The 16,292-nt window shown below is 58.9% G+C and carries 18 protein-coding genes; 14 read left to right on the forward strand and 4 right to left on the reverse strand.

The features are described 5' to 3' along the window. The first annotated feature begins 115 nt into the window (after window positions 1–115). From coxB to ACR3E0_RS06705, 11 genes are all read left to right on the forward strand, one after another. Complete coding sequence (gene coxB, locus ACR3E0_RS06655; RefSeq protein WP_480477364.1) at window positions 116–1,027, forward strand: cytochrome c oxidase subunit II; 912 nt, start codon at window positions 116–118, stop codon at window positions 1,025–1,027. Between the two features lie 87 nt (window positions 1,028–1,114). Then, on the forward strand, window positions 1,115–2,083 hold the full coding sequence (gene cyoE, locus ACR3E0_RS06660; RefSeq protein WP_480477366.1) for a heme o synthase: 969 nt from the start codon (window positions 1,115–1,117) through the stop codon (window positions 2,081–2,083). Further along, window positions 2,080–2,241, forward strand: a complete 162-nt coding sequence (locus tag ACR3E0_RS06665; RefSeq protein WP_480477368.1) for a hypothetical protein — start codon at window positions 2,080–2,082, stop codon at window positions 2,239–2,241. Before cyoE ends, ACR3E0_RS06665 begins: the two co-directional genes overlap by 4 nt. Beyond that, entirely contained in the window at window positions 2,241–2,816 is a 576-nt protein-coding gene (locus ACR3E0_RS06670) for a cytochrome c oxidase assembly protein (protein ID WP_480477370.1), read from the forward strand. The genes ACR3E0_RS06665 and ACR3E0_RS06670 overlap by 1 nt, the downstream gene beginning before the upstream one ends. 22 nt (window positions 2,817–2,838) lie before the next feature. Further along, window positions 2,839–3,654 carry a cytochrome c oxidase subunit 3 gene (locus tag ACR3E0_RS06675; RefSeq protein ID WP_480477372.1) on the forward strand — a complete coding sequence of 272 codons (816 nt, stop codon included), beginning with the start codon at window positions 2,839–2,841 and terminating at the stop codon, window positions 3,652–3,654. 162 nt (window positions 3,655–3,816) lie between these two features. Beyond that, window positions 3,817–4,494 carry an SURF1 family protein gene (locus ACR3E0_RS06680; RefSeq protein ID WP_480477374.1) on the forward strand — a complete coding sequence of 226 codons (678 nt, stop codon included), beginning with the start codon at window positions 3,817–3,819 and terminating at the stop codon, window positions 4,492–4,494. Further along, complete coding sequence (thrC, locus tag ACR3E0_RS06685) at window positions 4,491–5,879, forward strand: threonine synthase (protein ID WP_480477376.1); 1,389 nt, start codon at window positions 4,491–4,493, stop codon at window positions 5,877–5,879. Before ACR3E0_RS06680 ends, thrC begins: the two co-directional genes overlap by 4 nt. Continuing rightward, window positions 5,876–7,138, forward strand: coding sequence for a M16 family metallopeptidase (locus ACR3E0_RS06690; protein ID WP_480477378.1), 1,263 nt, complete (start codon window positions 5,876–5,878; stop codon window positions 7,136–7,138). Before thrC ends, ACR3E0_RS06690 begins: the two co-directional genes overlap by 4 nt. Continuing rightward, window positions 7,138–7,722 carry a GNAT family N-acetyltransferase gene (locus ACR3E0_RS06695; protein WP_480477380.1) on the forward strand — a complete coding sequence of 195 codons (585 nt, stop codon included), beginning with the start codon at window positions 7,138–7,140 and terminating at the stop codon, window positions 7,720–7,722. Before ACR3E0_RS06690 ends, ACR3E0_RS06695 begins: the two co-directional genes overlap by 1 nt. Window positions 7,723–7,826: 104 nt before the next feature. Next, on the forward strand, window positions 7,827–8,645 hold the full coding sequence (locus ACR3E0_RS06700) for an MBL fold metallo-hydrolase (protein ID WP_480477382.1): 819 nt from the start codon (window positions 7,827–7,829) through the stop codon (window positions 8,643–8,645). Between the two features lie 38 nt (window positions 8,646–8,683). After that, window positions 8,684–10,099, forward strand: coding sequence for an FAD-binding oxidoreductase (locus ACR3E0_RS06705; RefSeq protein ID WP_480477384.1), 1,416 nt, complete (start codon window positions 8,684–8,686; stop codon window positions 10,097–10,099). Window positions 10,100–10,138: 39 nt separating this feature from the next. Here ACR3E0_RS06705 and ACR3E0_RS06710 read toward each other — a convergent pair whose 3' ends face one another. Next, window positions 10,139–10,621: a fasciclin domain-containing protein gene (locus ACR3E0_RS06710; RefSeq protein WP_170432101.1), complete on the reverse strand. Its 483-nt coding sequence runs from the start codon at window positions 10,619–10,621 to the stop codon at window positions 10,139–10,141. 172 nt (window positions 10,622–10,793) lie between these two features. Further along, a complete protein-coding gene (locus ACR3E0_RS06715; RefSeq protein WP_480477386.1) occupies window positions 10,794–11,333 on the reverse strand; it encodes an adenine phosphoribosyltransferase in 540 nt (179 codons plus the stop codon). A gap of 324 nt (window positions 11,334–11,657) precedes the next feature. On the opposite strand from ACR3E0_RS06715, the gene ACR3E0_RS06720 reads away from it, so the two are divergent. Continuing rightward, on the forward strand, window positions 11,658–11,831 hold the full coding sequence (locus ACR3E0_RS06720) for a hypothetical protein (protein ID WP_170432107.1): 174 nt from the start codon (window positions 11,658–11,660) through the stop codon (window positions 11,829–11,831). A 6-nt stretch (window positions 11,832–11,837) separates the two neighbouring features. Here the strand turns inward: ACR3E0_RS06720 and ACR3E0_RS06725 are convergent, their stop codons facing one another. Continuing rightward, window positions 11,838–12,467, reverse strand: coding sequence for a LysE family translocator (locus tag ACR3E0_RS06725; protein WP_480477388.1), 630 nt, complete (start codon window positions 12,465–12,467; stop codon window positions 11,838–11,840). Window positions 12,468–12,658: 191 nt separating this feature from the next. Here ACR3E0_RS06725 and ACR3E0_RS06730 point away from each other — a divergent pair, with 191 nt between their 5' ends. Continuing rightward, a complete protein-coding gene (locus tag ACR3E0_RS06730; protein ID WP_480477390.1) occupies window positions 12,659–13,525 on the forward strand; it encodes an alpha/beta hydrolase in 867 nt (288 codons plus the stop codon). Window positions 13,526–13,540: 15 nt separating this feature from the next. Here the strand turns inward: ACR3E0_RS06730 and ACR3E0_RS06735 are convergent, their stop codons facing one another. Next, window positions 13,541–14,413: an S-methyl-5'-thioadenosine phosphorylase gene (locus ACR3E0_RS06735; protein ID WP_480477392.1), complete on the reverse strand. Its 873-nt coding sequence runs from the start codon at window positions 14,411–14,413 to the stop codon at window positions 13,541–13,543. Between the two features lie 217 nt (window positions 14,414–14,630). Between ACR3E0_RS06735 and ACR3E0_RS06740 the strand changes: the two genes are divergently transcribed. After that, a complete protein-coding gene (locus tag ACR3E0_RS06740) occupies window positions 14,631–16,265 on the forward strand; it encodes a SulP family inorganic anion transporter (protein ID WP_480477394.1) in 1,635 nt (544 codons plus the stop codon). The last annotated feature ends 27 nt before the right edge of the window (window positions 16,266–16,292 follow it).

Consider the following 16,292-nt stretch of genomic DNA (forward strand, 5'->3'; position numbering starts at 1 on the left):
TGCTTTATCTACCCGCTCGAATATGGTTTTTAACGCGGCCAAAGACAACGGGTGAGGTGTGACCGATTCACGCCTATTCCCCAAAGACGTAAAGATCAAACGATCAGGACAGATTATGAAGAATGCTTTGATGCTTTCGGGCTTTGTGACAGCCCTTTCCAGCCTTCCTGCCATGGCTCAGGACCTTGAGATCATTGGCAAGCCGGTTGATGGCGGCCTGGGGTTTCAGCCCGCAGCCACAAGCCTCGCAGAGGGCATTCATCGTCTGGATGCGATGATTCTAATCATCATCACCGCCATTTGCCTGTTGGTGGCGGGTCTGCTGCTCTACTGCATCGTGCGGTATAACCGGCGCGTCAATCCGACACCTGCGCAGTTCTCGCACTACACCCCGGTCGAGATCGCCTGGACCCTCGGCCCGATCCTGGTTCTCGTCTTCATCGGAGCGTTCTCGCTGCCGGTTCTGTTCAAGCAGCAGGAAATTCCCGAGGGTGATGTGGTGATCAAAGTGGTCGGTAACCAGTGGTACTGGACCTACGAGTATGTAGATCATGACTTCGCGTTCGACAGCTATATGCTGGGTCACCCGGCGACATTGGACGAAGGGGCACGGCCTGCGGACGCGGATGTGACCCCGTTTGTTCTGAACGACGCAATGCGCGCCAAACTGGCAGATTCGGGCTACAGCGACGATGAATGGCTGCTGGCAACGGATACCGCGGTGGTTGTCCCGGTGAACAAGGTCATCGTGATGCAGGTCACGGCGTCCGATGTGATCCATTCGTGGACCATCCCATCCTTTGGCGTGAAACAGGACGGTGTCCCCGGACGTCTGGCGGAACTGTGGTTCGAAGCCGAGAGAGAAGGCGTGTATTTCGGCCAGTGCTCGGAACTGTGTGGCAAGGATCACGCCTATATGCCGATCACCGTCAAAGTGGTCAGCCAAGAGGCTTATGACCAGTGGCTGCAGGGCGCGATCGACGAATATGCAGGCCTGCCGCAAAGCTATCAAGTCGCTTCAAAGTGAATGCCCTGAGGGCGGGCCGAACCCCGTCCTGACCTAGATGCAGGCTGTGCGTGAATTCGCGCAGCTTTCGACCCAAAAGGATCGGAAATGACCGACGCAAGCATCAATGCCAGCGCTGTGACTGCCAAGGCCTCCGCACCGTCCCATGCGGATGAGGCCGGCTTTGGCGACTACTTCGCCCTGTTGAAGCCGCGCGTCATGTCCTTGGTCGTGTTCACGGCTCTGGTCGGTCTGCTGGCCGCGCCTGTTGCGGTGCATCCCGTCGTCGGATTTTGCGCCATTCTGTTCATCGCCATTGGCGGCGGCGCCTCGGGCGCGCTGAACATGTGGTGGGATGCCGATATCGACAAGGTGATGAAGCGTACCAAGGGCCGTCCGATCCCATCCGGCAAAGTTGACGCGGGCGAGGCTCTGGCTCTGGGGCTGGCGTTGTCGGGCCTGTCCGTCATCATGCTGGCCCTTGCGACAAACGTGTTTGCCGGTGCGTTTCTTGCGTTCACCATCTTCTTTTATGTCGTCATATACACGATGTGGCTGAAACGGCTGACGCCGCAGAACATCGTGATCGGCGGTGCTGCCGGTGCGTTCCCACCAGTGATCGGCTGGGTTGCGGCGACCGGAACGATGTCGGTTGAACCGTGGCTGATGTTTGCCCTGACTTTCATGTGGACCCCGCCGCATTTCTGGGCCCTGGCGCTGTTCATGCGCTCGGACTACGATGATGCCGGTGTTCCCATGTTGACAGTGACACATGGTCGTCGCGCGACGCGTACCCATATTCTGATCTACACTGTCCTGCTGGCCATACTGGCCGTCGGAACCGCGTTCTCCAGCATCGGCGGTCCGATCTACCTGACGGTTGCCTTGGTGCTGAACGCCTTGTTCCTGCGTGGCGCATGGGCGATTTCGCGCAGGACCGAGGACGATTCGGAAGCAGACAACTTCAAGGTCGAGCGCCGGTTCTTCAAGCTGTCATTGCTCTACCTGTTTCTGCACTTCGGGGCGATACTGGCCGAGGCGCTTCTGAAGCCTTATGGTTTGGGGGGCTGGTCGTGAGCCTGCGCAAAAGCCACGAACTGCACAACCGTCGATTTGGCCGCAATCTGGGCGTTGGGCTGACACTGGCGGCCTTCATCGTGATTATCTTTGGCCTGACGGTCGTTAAGGTCTCGGGCACCGATTTTGGGATGGCAACGGAAGAGGTACAGAACTGATGGCATTGTCTGGTCCGCAAAAGACAGTCGCGCAAACGGTGGGTGTGGTCATTTTGATGGGCAGCCTTGCCTGGGCAGCCGTGCCTTTCTACGACTGGTTTTGCCGCGTCACGGGTTTTGGCGGCACCACCGGCGTTGCCGAAGAGGCGCCGGACGATATTCTGGACCGCGTTGTCACCGTGCGCTTTGATGCGTCCAAGGCGAAAGGTATGGCCTGGGAATTCAAGCCGGTCGAGCGCGAGATGCAGGTGCGCATCGGCGAAACCGGCCTTGCCTTTTACGAAGCCTATAACCCGACGGATCGCCCCATAGCCGGACAGGCCTCTTACAACGTGGCACCGTATTCCGCTGGCGGGTATTTCCAGAAAATCGCCTGTTTCTGTTTTGAAGAGCAGGTGCTGCAACCGGGGGAACGGGTTGAGATGCCCGTCAGTTTCTTCGTCGATCCTGAGATGGTTGAAGACCTCGAAGCGAAATATGTGCATACGATCACTCTGTCGTATACATTCTACGAAATTGACCTGCCCGAGGGGTATGCCGCCCTGGATGTGCAGGCAGATACAAATACGAACTAACGCCTTTAGGTGAGGGACGCTGATGGCACACGCTAAGAACCACGATTACCACATTCTGAACCCCTCGATCTGGCCGCTGATCGGCGCGATTGGCGGGTTTGTCATGCTGTTCGGAGCCGTCCTTTGGATGCACGGCATAACCGCCTGGATGTTCTGGATGGGGTTCGTGGCCGTTATCTACACCATGTTCGCCTGGTGGTCCGAGGTCGTCGCCGAAAGCCGTCAGGGCGATCACACGCCTGTCGTGCGTATCGGTCTGCGGTATGGCTTTATCCTGTTCGTCATGTCCGAGGTGATGTTCTTCTTCGCCTGGTTCTGGTCGTTCTTCAAACATCGCATGTACCCGATGTACGACTATGCCGGCACCGAATACATCCAGCCGGATATCTATGCGGTTGACCCGTTTCACCTGCCGCTGATCAACACGCTGGTTTTGTTGCTGTCGGGCTGCGCCATCACCTGGGCCCACCATGCGCTGGTGCATGACAATGACCGCAAGGCGTTGGTCAATGGTCTGGCGATCGGGATTGTGCTTGGCATCGCCTTTACCGCCCTTCAGGCATATGAGTATTACGAGCTCCTGGCCCATAAGGAGTGGGAATTCGGTGGCGACCAGTTCTATTCGAACTTCTTCATGGCGACAGGATTTCACGGGGCACATGTGATTATCGGAACGATCTTTCTGATCGTCTGTCTGATCCGGGCGATGCGCGGAGACTTCACGCCCGAAAAGCATGTCGGTTTCGAGGCCGCGGCCTGGTACTGGCACTTCGTTGACGTTGTCTGGCTGTTCCTGTTCTTCGCCGTCTACATCTGGGGACAGGCGCCTTACATGTAAAACATGCCGCTCAAGCAAGTTGCAAAAGCCGCCTTTGGGCGGCTTTTTCTCTATCCGGGATGCTACATTGCGCCCCACACAATTGCGTGGTTGCATTTCCGTCTCTGCACCCCTTAACAAGGCGCCGGTTTCCGCGCTTTTTTACGAACACACAGGTTTGATATGCGTCGCATCCTGTTCCTGCTCATCTTCGGTATCGCCGGTCTGGCGATCCTGTTGTCGCTGGGCATGTGGCAGGTTCAGCGATTGGCCTGGAAAGAGGGTCTTCTGGCGGAGATTGACGCGCGAATTACTGATATGCCTGCAGGGCTACCGGACGCCGTTGATCCTGAAGCCCATCGATATCTGCCGGTGAGCGTCTCCGGAGCCATACTTCCGAAGGAAATCCACGTTCTGGTGTCAGTCAAACAAGTCGGTCCCGGCTACCGCATCATCGCGCCACTCAAAACCGGTGACCGAACGATCCTGATTGACCGTGGTTTTGTGCCAACGACTGCGAAACAGGCCGTGCGCTTGACCGGGGAGATGGAGGTGACCGGCAACCTCCACTGGCCGGACGAGATTGACAGCTATACGCCTGAGGCTGATATCGATGACAATATCTGGTTTGCCCGCGACGTCGCCGCGTTGTCGGCGCAGCTCGGCACCGAACCCGTGCTGTTGATCGCCCGATCGGAAACGGATCCAAACGTAATGCCGTTGCCGGTCGATACCGCAGGCATTCCGAACGACCACCTGCAATATGCAGTCACCTGGTTTGGCCTTGCGCTCGTCTGGGCGGCCATGACCGGATACTTCCTGTGGCGCAGCCGCGCCCCGTCTGAGAGTGAAGAGACATGAAATACATCTCGACCCGTGGGCAGGCGCCCGAACTAACGTTTGAAGAGGCGATGCTGACCGGGTTGGCCCGTGATGGCGGTCTGTACCTGCCTGCCGAAATCCCGGTGATGAGCCACGATGAGATCGCGGCGCTGGCCGGGTTGCCGTATGAAGAGATTGCATTCCGCGTGATGTGGCCCTATGTCAGCGGCTCATTTGCCGAGGACGAGTTCAAGGCCATCATTGCCCGCGCCTACGAAGGGTTCGGTCACGATGCCCGCGCGCCGTTGAAGCAGTTGAACGAGAACCACTTCCTGCTGGAGCTGTTCCACGGGCCCACATTGGCCTTCAAGGACTTTGCCATGCAACTGATCGGCCAGTTGTTCCAGGTGGCTCTGAAACGCCGCAAGGACCGCGTGACCATCGTGGGCGCCACCAGCGGCGACACCGGCTCCGCCGCCATCGAGGCGTTCCGGGGCTTGGATGCGGTGGATGTGTTTATCCTGTTCCCGCATGGCCGCGTGTCCGAGGTGCAGCGCCGCCAGATGACCACGCCGGCCGACAGCAATGTGCATGCGCTGGCCGTTGACGGCGATTTCGACGATTGCCAGGCTGCATTGAAGGATATGTTCAACGATTTCGAGTTCCGCGATGGTGTGAAACTGGCAGGTGTGAACTCGATCAACTTTGCCCGTGTGCTGGCGCAGATCGTGTACTATTTCTCAGCTGCCGTCAGCCTCGGTGCGCCGCATCGCAAGGTCAGCTTCACCGTGCCGACCGGCAATTTCGGGGATATCTTCGCCGGCTATCTGGCCAAGCGTATGGGCCTGCCCATCGATCGTCTGGTGGTGGCCACCAACCAGAACGACATTCTGCACCGTTGCCTGTCGGGTGAGGGGTACTTCAAAGGAGACACCATCCCTTCGATCAGCCCGTCGATGGATATTCAGGTCAGCTCGAATTTTGAACGGGCGCTCTACTATGCCTACGGCGAGGAGGGCAGCGCCGTCGCTCAGTTGATGGAAGAACTCAAAAACGGCGGCTTCACCGTCAGCCAGGGTGCGATGGAAGCGTTGCGCGAAAGCTTTGACTCAGGCCGCGTGTCTGAAGACGATACGCTGGCAACGATCAAACACACGCTGGCCCACAGCGCCGAACTGGTCTGCCCGCACACCGCCGTTGGCATCAAGGTCGCCGAAGAACATCGCGCGACAGATGTGCCGATGATCACTCTGGCCACCGCGCATCCCGCGAAATTCCCGGCGGCGGTCGAGAAAGCAAGCGGCGTGCATCCGCCTCTTCCATCCCGCATGTCTGATCTGTATGAACGTCCGGAGCGGGTGACGCGGATTGCCAACGATCTGGGTGCCCTTGAGGATCATATCAAAGGGCATATCGCCGAGTGACTGTCAGACAAGATCAACTGAAGAACGGCTTTCGTATCGTCAGTGAACACATGCCGGGGCTGCAATCGGCAGCTATCGGCATCTGGGTGACCGCCGGCGGGCGGCATGAGCGGATTGAGCAGAACGGGATCGCCCATTTCCTTGAGCACATGGCGTTCAAGGGAACCAAACGGCGATCCGCGCTGCAAATCGCCGAGGCGATTGAGGATGTGGGCGGTTACATCAACGCGTACACCTCGCGTGAAGTGACAGCCTATTACGCGCGCGTCCTCAAGGACGACGTTGCGCTGGCGATGGATGTCATCGGTGACATCGTCCTGAACCCGGTGTTTGACCCGCGCGAGATCGAGGTCGAACGCGGCGTGATCCTGCAAGAGATCGGACAGGCCCACGACACCCCCGACGATGTGATCTTTGACTGGCTGCAGGAGCAGAGCTATCACGATCAGCCGCTGGGCCGCACCATTCTGGGACCTACGGACCGGGTCAGTGCATTTTCGCGCGAGGACCTGTCCGGCTTTGTGGCCGAGCATTACGGCCCCGAACAGATGATCCTGTCTGCGGCTGGGGCCGTCGACCACGACGCGCTGATGAAAATGGCCGAAGAGATGTTCGGTCATCTGCAACCCTGCAAGGGTCTGGTCGCAGAGCGCGCTCGTTTTACCGGCGGTGAGGCCCGCCAGGACAAGCAACTGGAACAGGCGCACTTTGCGCTGGCATTGGAAAGCCCCGGTTACCGTGACGATGCGATCTATACGGCGCAAATCTATTCAACCGCATTGGGCGGCGGCATGTCCTCGCGTCTGTTTCAGGAGGTGCGGGAATCGCGCGGCTTGTGCTACACGATCTTTGCCCAGACCGGCGCTTATGCCGACACCGGCACGACCACGATCTATGCGGGCACCTCGGCTGATCAGATCACCGAACTGGCCGATATCACCATCGACGAGATGAAGCGCGCCGCGGAAGATATGAGCGGTGACGAGGTCGCCCGAGCGCGCGCTCAGATGAAGGCGGGGATGCTGATGGGGCTGGAAAGCCCGTCCAACCGTGCTGAACGATTGGCGAGGCTGGTGCAGATCTGGGGCGAAGTACCCTCGCTGGAGGATACGGTGACCAAGATCAACGCAGTCCGCACCGAAGACGTACGTGCCTTTGCCGAAGAGATGGCCGTGCAGGCCCCGGCGGCGCTGGCGCTGTACGGACCTGTCTCGGGCGCGCCAACGCTGGCACAGCTGCAGGAGAGGCGTGCGGCGTGATGCTACTCGGCAGACGCAAGCTGAAACTCGAAACCGAGCGGCTGAGCCTGCGCCCGCCTGTCCATTCTGATTTCAATGATTGGTCTGCCCTGCGGCGCGCCTCCAAGGAGTTTCTGACCCCGTGGGAGCCGATTTGGGCCAAGGATCACCTGAGCCGCAAATCCTTTACCAATCGCGTCTATTGGGCGCAGCGGTCGGTTGCAGGCGGCACGGCGATACCGCTGTTTCTGTTCCGGCGCAGCGATGATGTGCTGGTGGGGGCGATCACACTGGACAACATCCGGCGCGGTCCGGCCCAGGCCGGAACGCTTGGCTATTGGACCGGTCAGACCTTTGCCCGGCAAGGATACATGCGCGAGGCCATCGGCGCGGTTGTTCATCACGCCTTTACGCGTCTGGATCTCAGTCGGATCGAAGCTGCCTGCCTGCCGGAGAACGCTGCATCGCGCGGATTGCTGGAAAGCTCGGGTTTCAAGTACGAGGGCGTGGCGCAGTCTTACCTGCAGATCAATGGGCGCTGGCGGACGCATGTTCTGTATGCCAGCCTGCGGTCGGACCGGCGCGGCAAGACTGACGCGGGGTAGCTGGCCCCTGCGGGTCCATTGGGGCTCTGCCCCAAACCCCGAGGTATTTTGGGCCAGATGAACAAGGGGCATGACTTGGCTGGCGGTTGCGCTACACTCATTTCATGCGCTGGATTCTTGCGGCATTGATGGTGATCTCGGGTGGGGCGGCGGCGCAGGAGCGGCGACCGAGCCACTGTATCGCCATTGTGGACGCTGCGCCCGGGATCGAATACGTGCACAAGGCGGCATGGCAGGACCCGGTGCCTGAGTTTTCGGTGCGGATCAGCTACATCGCGCACGCATCTTTTCTGATTCAGACGCAAGGCGGGCTGAACGCGGTTACGGATTTTACCGGGTTCATCGGGGGGGCCGATCTGATCCCGGATGTCGTGACGATGAACCACGCTCACAGCACCCACTGGACAGCCAATCCCGACCCGGCGATTCCGCATGTTCTGCCCGGCTGGGGTGATTTCGGTCAGGGGATCGAGCATCATCTGGATCTGGGTGAAATACTTGTCCGCAATGTCTCGACCGATATCCGGTCGCCCTATGGCGGGGTCGAGGAGAAGGGAAATTCGATCTTTGTGTTCGAGATCGAAGGCCTGTGCATCGGCCATCTGGGCCATCTGCATCACGTGCCGTCGGATGAACAATTCGCAGCGCTGGGGCGGTTGGATGTGGTCATGGCGGCTGTGGATGGCGGAACGACCATGCCTTTGCCGGAGATGATCTCGGTTCTTCGGCGGCTCAAGAGCTCGGTCATCATTCCGATGCATTGGTTCTCGGGCTTTTCGCTGGACCGGTTTCTGGTCGACATCCGTAACGATTTTCCGGTGGAACGCGAGGGCGTGTCCGAACTCACAGTGTCATTGCGCACCTTGCCGGACCGGCCAACGGTTGTGGTTCTGGAGCCGCGCTACCTGATTGATCTGGAATAGGACTTGTCGGGACGAGCCGTCTTGGGCAAGGAAGAGGCATGACCCTGAACCCTGCCGGTGACCGCCTTGCAAAAGCGATCCGCGCCGATCTCGGCGATGGTGTAATTCGGCCGGTTTCGGACCGTTACCTAGAAGAGCCGCGTAACAGGTTCGCGGGTCATATCGGTCTTTTGGCGTTACCGCGCAGCGTGGAAGACGTGGCCAGGCTGGTGCGACTGGCCTCGGACGCCGGCGTTCCGATCATCCCTTACGGCGGGGGCACCGGGCTGGTGGGCGGGCAGGTGATGACCGACGGTCCGGCCCCTTTGTTGATTTCGCTGGAACGAATGACGGCGATCCGGGCGATCTACTCGACCGAAAATGTTCTGATCGCCGAGGCGGGTGCCGTTCTGGCTGACGTTCAGGCGGCGGCCGAGGCGGCCAACCGCCTGTTTCCGTTGTCTTTGGCTGCGCAGGGTTCATGCCGGATCGGCGGCAATCTGGCCACCAATGCAGGGGGTGTGAATGTGCTGCGTTACGGCAATGCGCGTGACTTATGCCTTGGAATCGAGGCGGTTCTGCCGAATGGTGAGATCTGGCACGGCCTCAGTCGTTTGCGCAAGGACAATACGGGTTACGATCTGCGTGACCTGCTGATCGGGTCCGAGGGAACCCTCGGGATCATCACGGCCGCTGCGCTCAAGATGTTTCCGCGCCCGACCGCACTGGGCACAGCGATGTTTCAGGTGGGCTCACCGGAGGCCGCCATAGATCTCCTCGCGCTGGCCCGCGATCAGGTGGGTGAGGTCGTCAGCACGTTTGAATTGATCCATCGGCAGGGTTTCGAGTTTCTGTCGGAGGTATTGCCGGACGTTCGACAGCCTTTCGAGATCCATCCAGAATGGTGTGTTCTGATTGAACTGGGGCTTTCGGGCGGGCACAAACCCGTCGACGCATTGGAAGGCATATACGAGAAAGCGGAAGGGCTGGGTCTGGTCAGTGATGGGGTCATCGCGATGAGCGAAGCACAGCGCGCGGACCTTTGGGCTGTCAGGGAACGCATCCCCGAGGCCAATCGCCTGATCGGATCGGTTTCAAGCCATGACATTTCGGTCCCTATCTCGCGCATCCCTGACTTCATTCGGCAAGGCGCAGAAGTCGTGGGCGCGCTGGGTCCGTTTCGCATCAACTCTTTTGGCCATTTAGGCGATGGAAATCTGCACTACAACGTATTCCCGCCGAAAGGTCGAAGCCGGGCAGAATTCGACCAAGAACGCATGCTGGTCAAATCTGCCGTGCACGATCTTGTGGATGCTTACGAGGGGTCGGTCAGCGCGGAACACGGGGTGGGCCGTCTGAAAACCGGGGATCTCGAGAAATATGGCGATCCGGCGAAGCTGAACGCCATGCGTGCCATCAAGAAGTCGCTTGATCCAAAGGGGATCATGAACCCCGGAGCGGTTCTGAAACGGTGAACACGGCCCGGTCCGACCAGGCCGTGTTGCTTGGTTCATTCAGGATGCAGGCAAGATCACCTTGTCGATCACGTGGATCACGCCGTTCGACGTCTCGATGTCGGCCTGAACGACGTTGGCGTCGTTGACCATCACACCGGAATCGAGATCGATGGTGATGTCACCGCCTTGAACGGTGGCTGCGGTCATATCGTCCGACAGGTCGCCGGACATCACTTTGCCCGGAACAACATGATAGGTCAGAACGGCGACCAACTGATCCTTGTTCTCGGGCTTCAGCAAATCTTCAACGGTGCCTGCCGGCAACGCGGCAAAGGCGTCATCGGTGGGTGCAAAAACGGTAAACGGACCTTCGCCCTTGAGCGTGTCGACCAGTTCGGCGGCCTGAACGGCGGCAACGAGGGTCTCAAAGCTTCCAGCCGCAACGGCTGTGTCCACGATATCTTTACCGTGGCCGTCGGCCATGGCCGAAGTGCTCAGCAGGATGGATGCGAAACCGGCGACGGCGAGTTTGCGGAACATGGTTTAGTCTCCCTAGGTTTGAAATGCCTCAAACAGCATCAACCGGGATACGGGGGCGCCCCACGAAAAGATCACCATGTTTGAGCAATAAACCAGCTTGAATTCGTGCCCTTCCGGCCTAAGCCTGCACGACTTCAAAATTCCAGTCACGAATATGTGATTTCCAGACCCGTTACAGCCCTTCGAATTCGCACAGGACGTGGACGTCCATGCCCATATCCTCAAGCACTTTGCGGCCGCCAAGCTCGGGCAGATCGATGATAAATGCGCAGGAGACGATTTTGCCCCCCAGCCGTTCGATCAGCTTGATCCCGGCAGCAGCCGTACCACCAGTCGCCAACAGGTCATCAACCACCAGGATCGTTTCGCCGGGCTGGATGGCATCATCGTGGATTTCCACAATCGCCTCGCCGTATTCCAGCTTGTAGTCCTGACTGATCGTGGTGCCCGGCAGCTTGCCCTTTTTTCGGATCGGGACAAACCCGACGCTGAGCTGATGGGCAATGGCGCCGCCCAGGATAAAGCCGCGCGCCTCAAGACCGACAACCTTGTCGATCCGCTCACCTGCATATGGGTGCAGCATCTGGTCGATTGCGATGCGAAATCCGCGCGGGTCGGCGAACAGGGTTGTCACATCCCGGAACATGATCCCTTCATGCGGGAAATCGACAATGGTCCGAATGTAGTCTTTGACTGTCTTATGTCTGGACATGAGCCAACCCTGTTACCTGAAAACACGCGGCGGTGTTTGGCCCATCGGGGTCAGTCTTGCAAGAAAAGATTGTTGCCCGTGCTTACTTACGACGGGCGGATGGGGCGTTCGGCAGTCCATAGTAGCGATACAGCGCGGGGGGCAGCCACGAGAGGTGTGGTTTGCGCCAGTTGCGCTGGTCTCGCAATAGAAATGCCTGAGCGACATGAAGGTTCATTGCCATAATCCTTTTTTTGTTGTTAGGTGCCCGATATCTACATCCTCTATCCAATGTATATACAATGCATAGAGACATGAATCAAGTGTTTGACGGGAACAAGGCGCGTGGCAAAGAAAGACGGTAAGAGATCTACCAAGAAAAACAGTCAGTTGGTCCTGCGGCTGGACAAGGATGAACGCGACGCTTTTGTGGACCTATGCAAGGAACTCGACACTTCGGCGGCACGTGAGATCCGGCGCTTCATCCGCGGTTTCATGAAGGAAAACGCAGAGGACTAGCAGTGTTCACGCTGGTCGGCGCAAGACCGCTGTGGCCACACCCATACCGATCAGAGTTAGTCCTCCAAACCGGGTCAGCGCAGTGATCACGCCCGCGCGCCCGATGGTTCGACGCAGCCGGTCGGCCAACAGGGCATAGGCTAGGGCGTTTAGCCACGCCAACCCGACGAATGTTGCGATCAGGATGGCAAATTGCGGACCCAGCGGGTCGGCCGGGCGGAGGAACTGCGGAACAAACGCGATGAAGAAGGCAATAGATTTTGGGTTCAAAGCCGTCACCATCGCGGCGTGACCAAAGACACTGCGGGCTGAGACGTCGCGCCCGGTGTCAACCGGATTCAATCCGCTAGAGGGCGCGCTGCGCAGCAATTTCAGGCCCAGCCAGACCAGATAAGCTGCGCCCACCCATTTCAGAACGGAAAACAACGTCGCCGAGGCCAGAACCAGCGCACCCAGTCCCAGCAAAGACGCGGTCATTGCCACCAGATCACCCACCGCGACCCCGGTCGCCGACGCAACCGCGACGCTGCGCCCCTTAGACAGAGCGTAGCTGAGCACCAACAATACCGTCGGCCCGGGGATCAAGAGAAGTGCGGTCGAAGCAGCCACAAAGGCCAGCCAAAGGTCCAAAGACATGGGTCATCCTGCTATTGTCGTGAGGCGCAGCAAGCCTTGAAGATTTGGTCCGGTCAAGAGATTTCTATGCGGCGGCATGCGCCTCGGACACAGGTCCAAAACTAAAGATCTGATTAAGCTTGAAGCGTGTTTCTTGAATCCGCGCCATCAATTCCCAAGCTTTTAGAACCTGGTTTAAATTGGAGGACCAGATGGCACAGTCAAAAACCGTATTCTCTCGGGTCTCAACATGGCACACGTGGTTTGACGCGCAGCGATCAAGAAAGGCCCTGATCGCGCCAGTTGTTCTGGCGGGTACGCTCTACGCCGCGGCCATTGGATACATGTACCTGAACCAGCGCTCCCTGCTGTTCAAACCCGAAGGCGTGTTACCCAATCCAGCCGTTGTGGGGCTTGCAGACATAGATGTCACGACAGCGGTCATGCCTGACGGAACAGAACTGACCGTTTGGTCCGCGCCACCGATCATCGAGGATGCGCCGACGGTACTGTTCTTTCACGGGCAAAGCGGCAATCTTGGTGATCGGTCCGAACGCTTCGGGGAAATCCTCAACAGCGGCTACGGGCTTCTTGCGCCCAGCTATCGCGGATATCCCGGCAGCGGCGGGGATCCCACCGAGGCGGCGCTGATCTCGGACGGGGTCGAACTGTTCGACATGTTGGACGAACAGGGGCAATCCGTGATCCTTCACGGCCAAAGCCTTGGAACGGCAATTGCGGCTGCGGTGGCGGAGCAACGACCCGATGCGGAACTGCTGGTTCTTGAAGCGCCGTTCACGGCAACGGTCGACGTCGCCGCCGAGCGTTATCCGTGGCTGCCAGTGTATGCGCTAATGAAGGACCAGTTCGCGACGCGCGACATTATTGACCAGATCGAAGTGCCAACATTGATTTTTCACGGCACCGAAGATGAGACTGTACCGCTGCACCATGGTGAAAACCTGGCCGCTATCGCCAGCGATAAAACGCAGTTACTCGTGATATCAGGCGGAACGCATAACGATCTCTGGTCTCACGGATTGTGGCAGGTGGTCGACGATACGCTGCAACAGCACTGAACCTGACAAAAGGCGCTACAACACCCGGCCAGCGACCGCATCCAGTTTTGCCAGCAAGGCCGGATCACGTTTCTCGGGCGCGGTCAAGATCGCGTAGTCGAGGGCTCGGTCGCACCCGTGCGGGCACAAATCCCGCTCCGACCCCAACAGAGCAGGCAACCCCTTGACCAGCGCGCGGCCCTTGTCGGCATTACCTGTAAGCGTAGCGATAATCGCGGCCACATCCACCTCACCATGATCCGGGTGCCAGCTGTCGTAATCCGTGACCATGGCAATTGACGCGTAGCAGAGCTCCGCTTCACGTGCGAGCTTGGCTTCGGGCATGTTGGTCATCCCGATGACATCGCAGCCCCACTGTTCCCGGTACATCCTGGATTCCGCAAGGGACGAGAACTGAGGGCCCTCCATTGCCAGATAGGTCCCACCTCGATGGATGGTGATACCCGCCGCACGCCCCGATGTTTCACACGCATCGCTCAGACGCGCACAGGTGGGGTGGGCGACGCTCACATGGGCGACGCAACCCGTTCCGAAAAAGCTTTTCTCTCGCGCAAATGTCCGGTCGATGAACTGATCGACGACCACAAAATCTCCCGGCGCCATGTGCTCGCGGAACGAGCCACAGGCCGAAACCGAGATCACATCCGTGACGCCCAGCCGCTTCAGCGCATCGATATTGGCGCGATAGGGCACGTCGGTCGGTGAATGAACGTGACCCCGCCCGTGGCGCGGCAGAAAGGCCATGTCCACACTATCCAGCGATCCGGTCAGAATCTGATCCGAGGGCGTCCCCCACGGGGTTTCAACCGTGACCCAGTCCGGACGCTCCAGCCCATCGATGTCGTAAATGCCGGATCCGCCGATAACGGCAATTTTGGTCTGGGTCACAACGGCTCTCCTCTACAGATTTCTTCCTAGAGAGTTCTGCGGGTCCCAGTTGTTTTTGGCAAGTGGCTCCAACGGTTTGTGTGCCCGACTTTGGTTTGAAGGGCCCAGCTATGCGCTAGGCGCATACCCGGTTCTCGTCAGGCGCGGTATCTCGACGGGCCTCTGAACGCTAGAAGGCGCCTTTCGCGCGAACCCACCTGACCGACAGGACCGTCCCATGCACCGAGCCTTGCTGGCAAGTTTTGCCAACCGCCTTGCCATACCCGATCTCCGCTGGATGCCGGACGAGGGCCTGACCCTGTCACGTCTGCGGATTGAGCTTCTGTCGGGTCTGACCGTTGCCCTGGCTCTGGTGCCCGAGGCGGTGGCTTTTGCGTTTGTGGCGGGTGTTCACCCCTTGGTTGGTCTTTACGCAGCGTTTCTGGTTGGTCTGATCACGGCGCTGATCGGCGGTCGCCCCGGCATGATCTCGGGCGCGACGGGGGCCCTTGCTGTTGTCATGGTGGCTTTGGTCGCCCAGCACGGGGTCGAGTACCTGTTTGCCACCGTGGTTCTGATGGGCATTCTGCAGGTCATCGCAGGGATGATGCATTGGGGGCGGTTCATCCGCCTGGTGCCGCATCCGGTGATGCTGGGCTTTGTGAACGGTCTGGCCATCGTGATCTTTCTGGCGCAGATGGGTCAGTTCAAAGTACCCGGCACTATGGAAAACACCGGTCACGGCATGAGCGGTGGTGAATGGCTGTCAGGTATGCAGCTTTATACGATGTTGGGTCTGGTGGCGTTGACCATGGCGGTGATCTGGGTCATGCCGCGCGTTACGCGCATCGTACCCGCACCTCTGGCAGGCATTGTCGTTGTTGCGGCACTGGTGATTGGCTTTGGTCTGGACGTCCCGCGCGTCGGAGATCTGGCGTCGATCGAGGGCGGTCTGCCTGCGTTCCACATCCCGATGGTGCCGCTGAACTGGGAAACCTTTGAAATCATCCTGCCATATGCCGTCATTCTGGCTGCAATTGGTCTGATTGAATCCCTGCTGACGCTGAATCTTGTGGGTGAAATCACCGGCAAACGCGGCGGTGCCTCGCAGGAGTGCATCGCGCAGGGTGCGGCCAACGTCGTGACCGGATTTTTTGGCGGCATGGGCGGTTGCGCGATGATCGGTCAGTCGATGATCAACGTGAAATCCGGTGGGCGGACGCGCGTTGCGGGCATTGCGGCGGCACTGTTCTTGCTGATCTTTATTCTGTTTGCTTCGCCGTTGATCGAACAAATACCGCTGGCTGCCTTGGTCGGGGTGATGTTCATGGTGGTGATCGGCACCTTTGCCTGGAACTCGTTCAACATCATGCGCAAGGTTCCATTGACCGATGCGTTCGTCATCGTTCTGGTCACCGTTGTGACGGTGATGGAGGACTTGGCTGTTGCGGTCGTTGTGGGAGTTATTGTCTCGGCCCTTGCCTATGCCTGGAATAACGCCACGCGCATTCACGCTGTCACACGGGACTCGGAAACCGAGAAAGGCGCCAAGGTCTACGAAATCAATGGCCCCCTGTTCTTTGGTTCTTCTGAGGGTTTCGTCGAACTGTTTGAAATTGCAAGCGATCCGGACACTGTGATTGTGGACTTCGCGGAGAGCCGTGTGGTTGACCAGTCGGCGCTGCAGGCCATCGAAAATGTTGCGGGCAAATACGAAGCGGCTGGCAAACGCGTGATGCTGCGCCATCTCAGCCGCGATTGCCACAAACTGCTGAACAAGGCCGGACACCTGATGGTCGACAGCGATGATGACCCGGATTACGGGCTGGCCGTGGACTACTCGGTCCGCACCGGCATTCTGGGTGGGCATTGAGGCGCGACAGGTGGCCAGTTTGGCCAC

This window comes from Ruegeria sp. AJ12, from assembly GCF_056536245.1.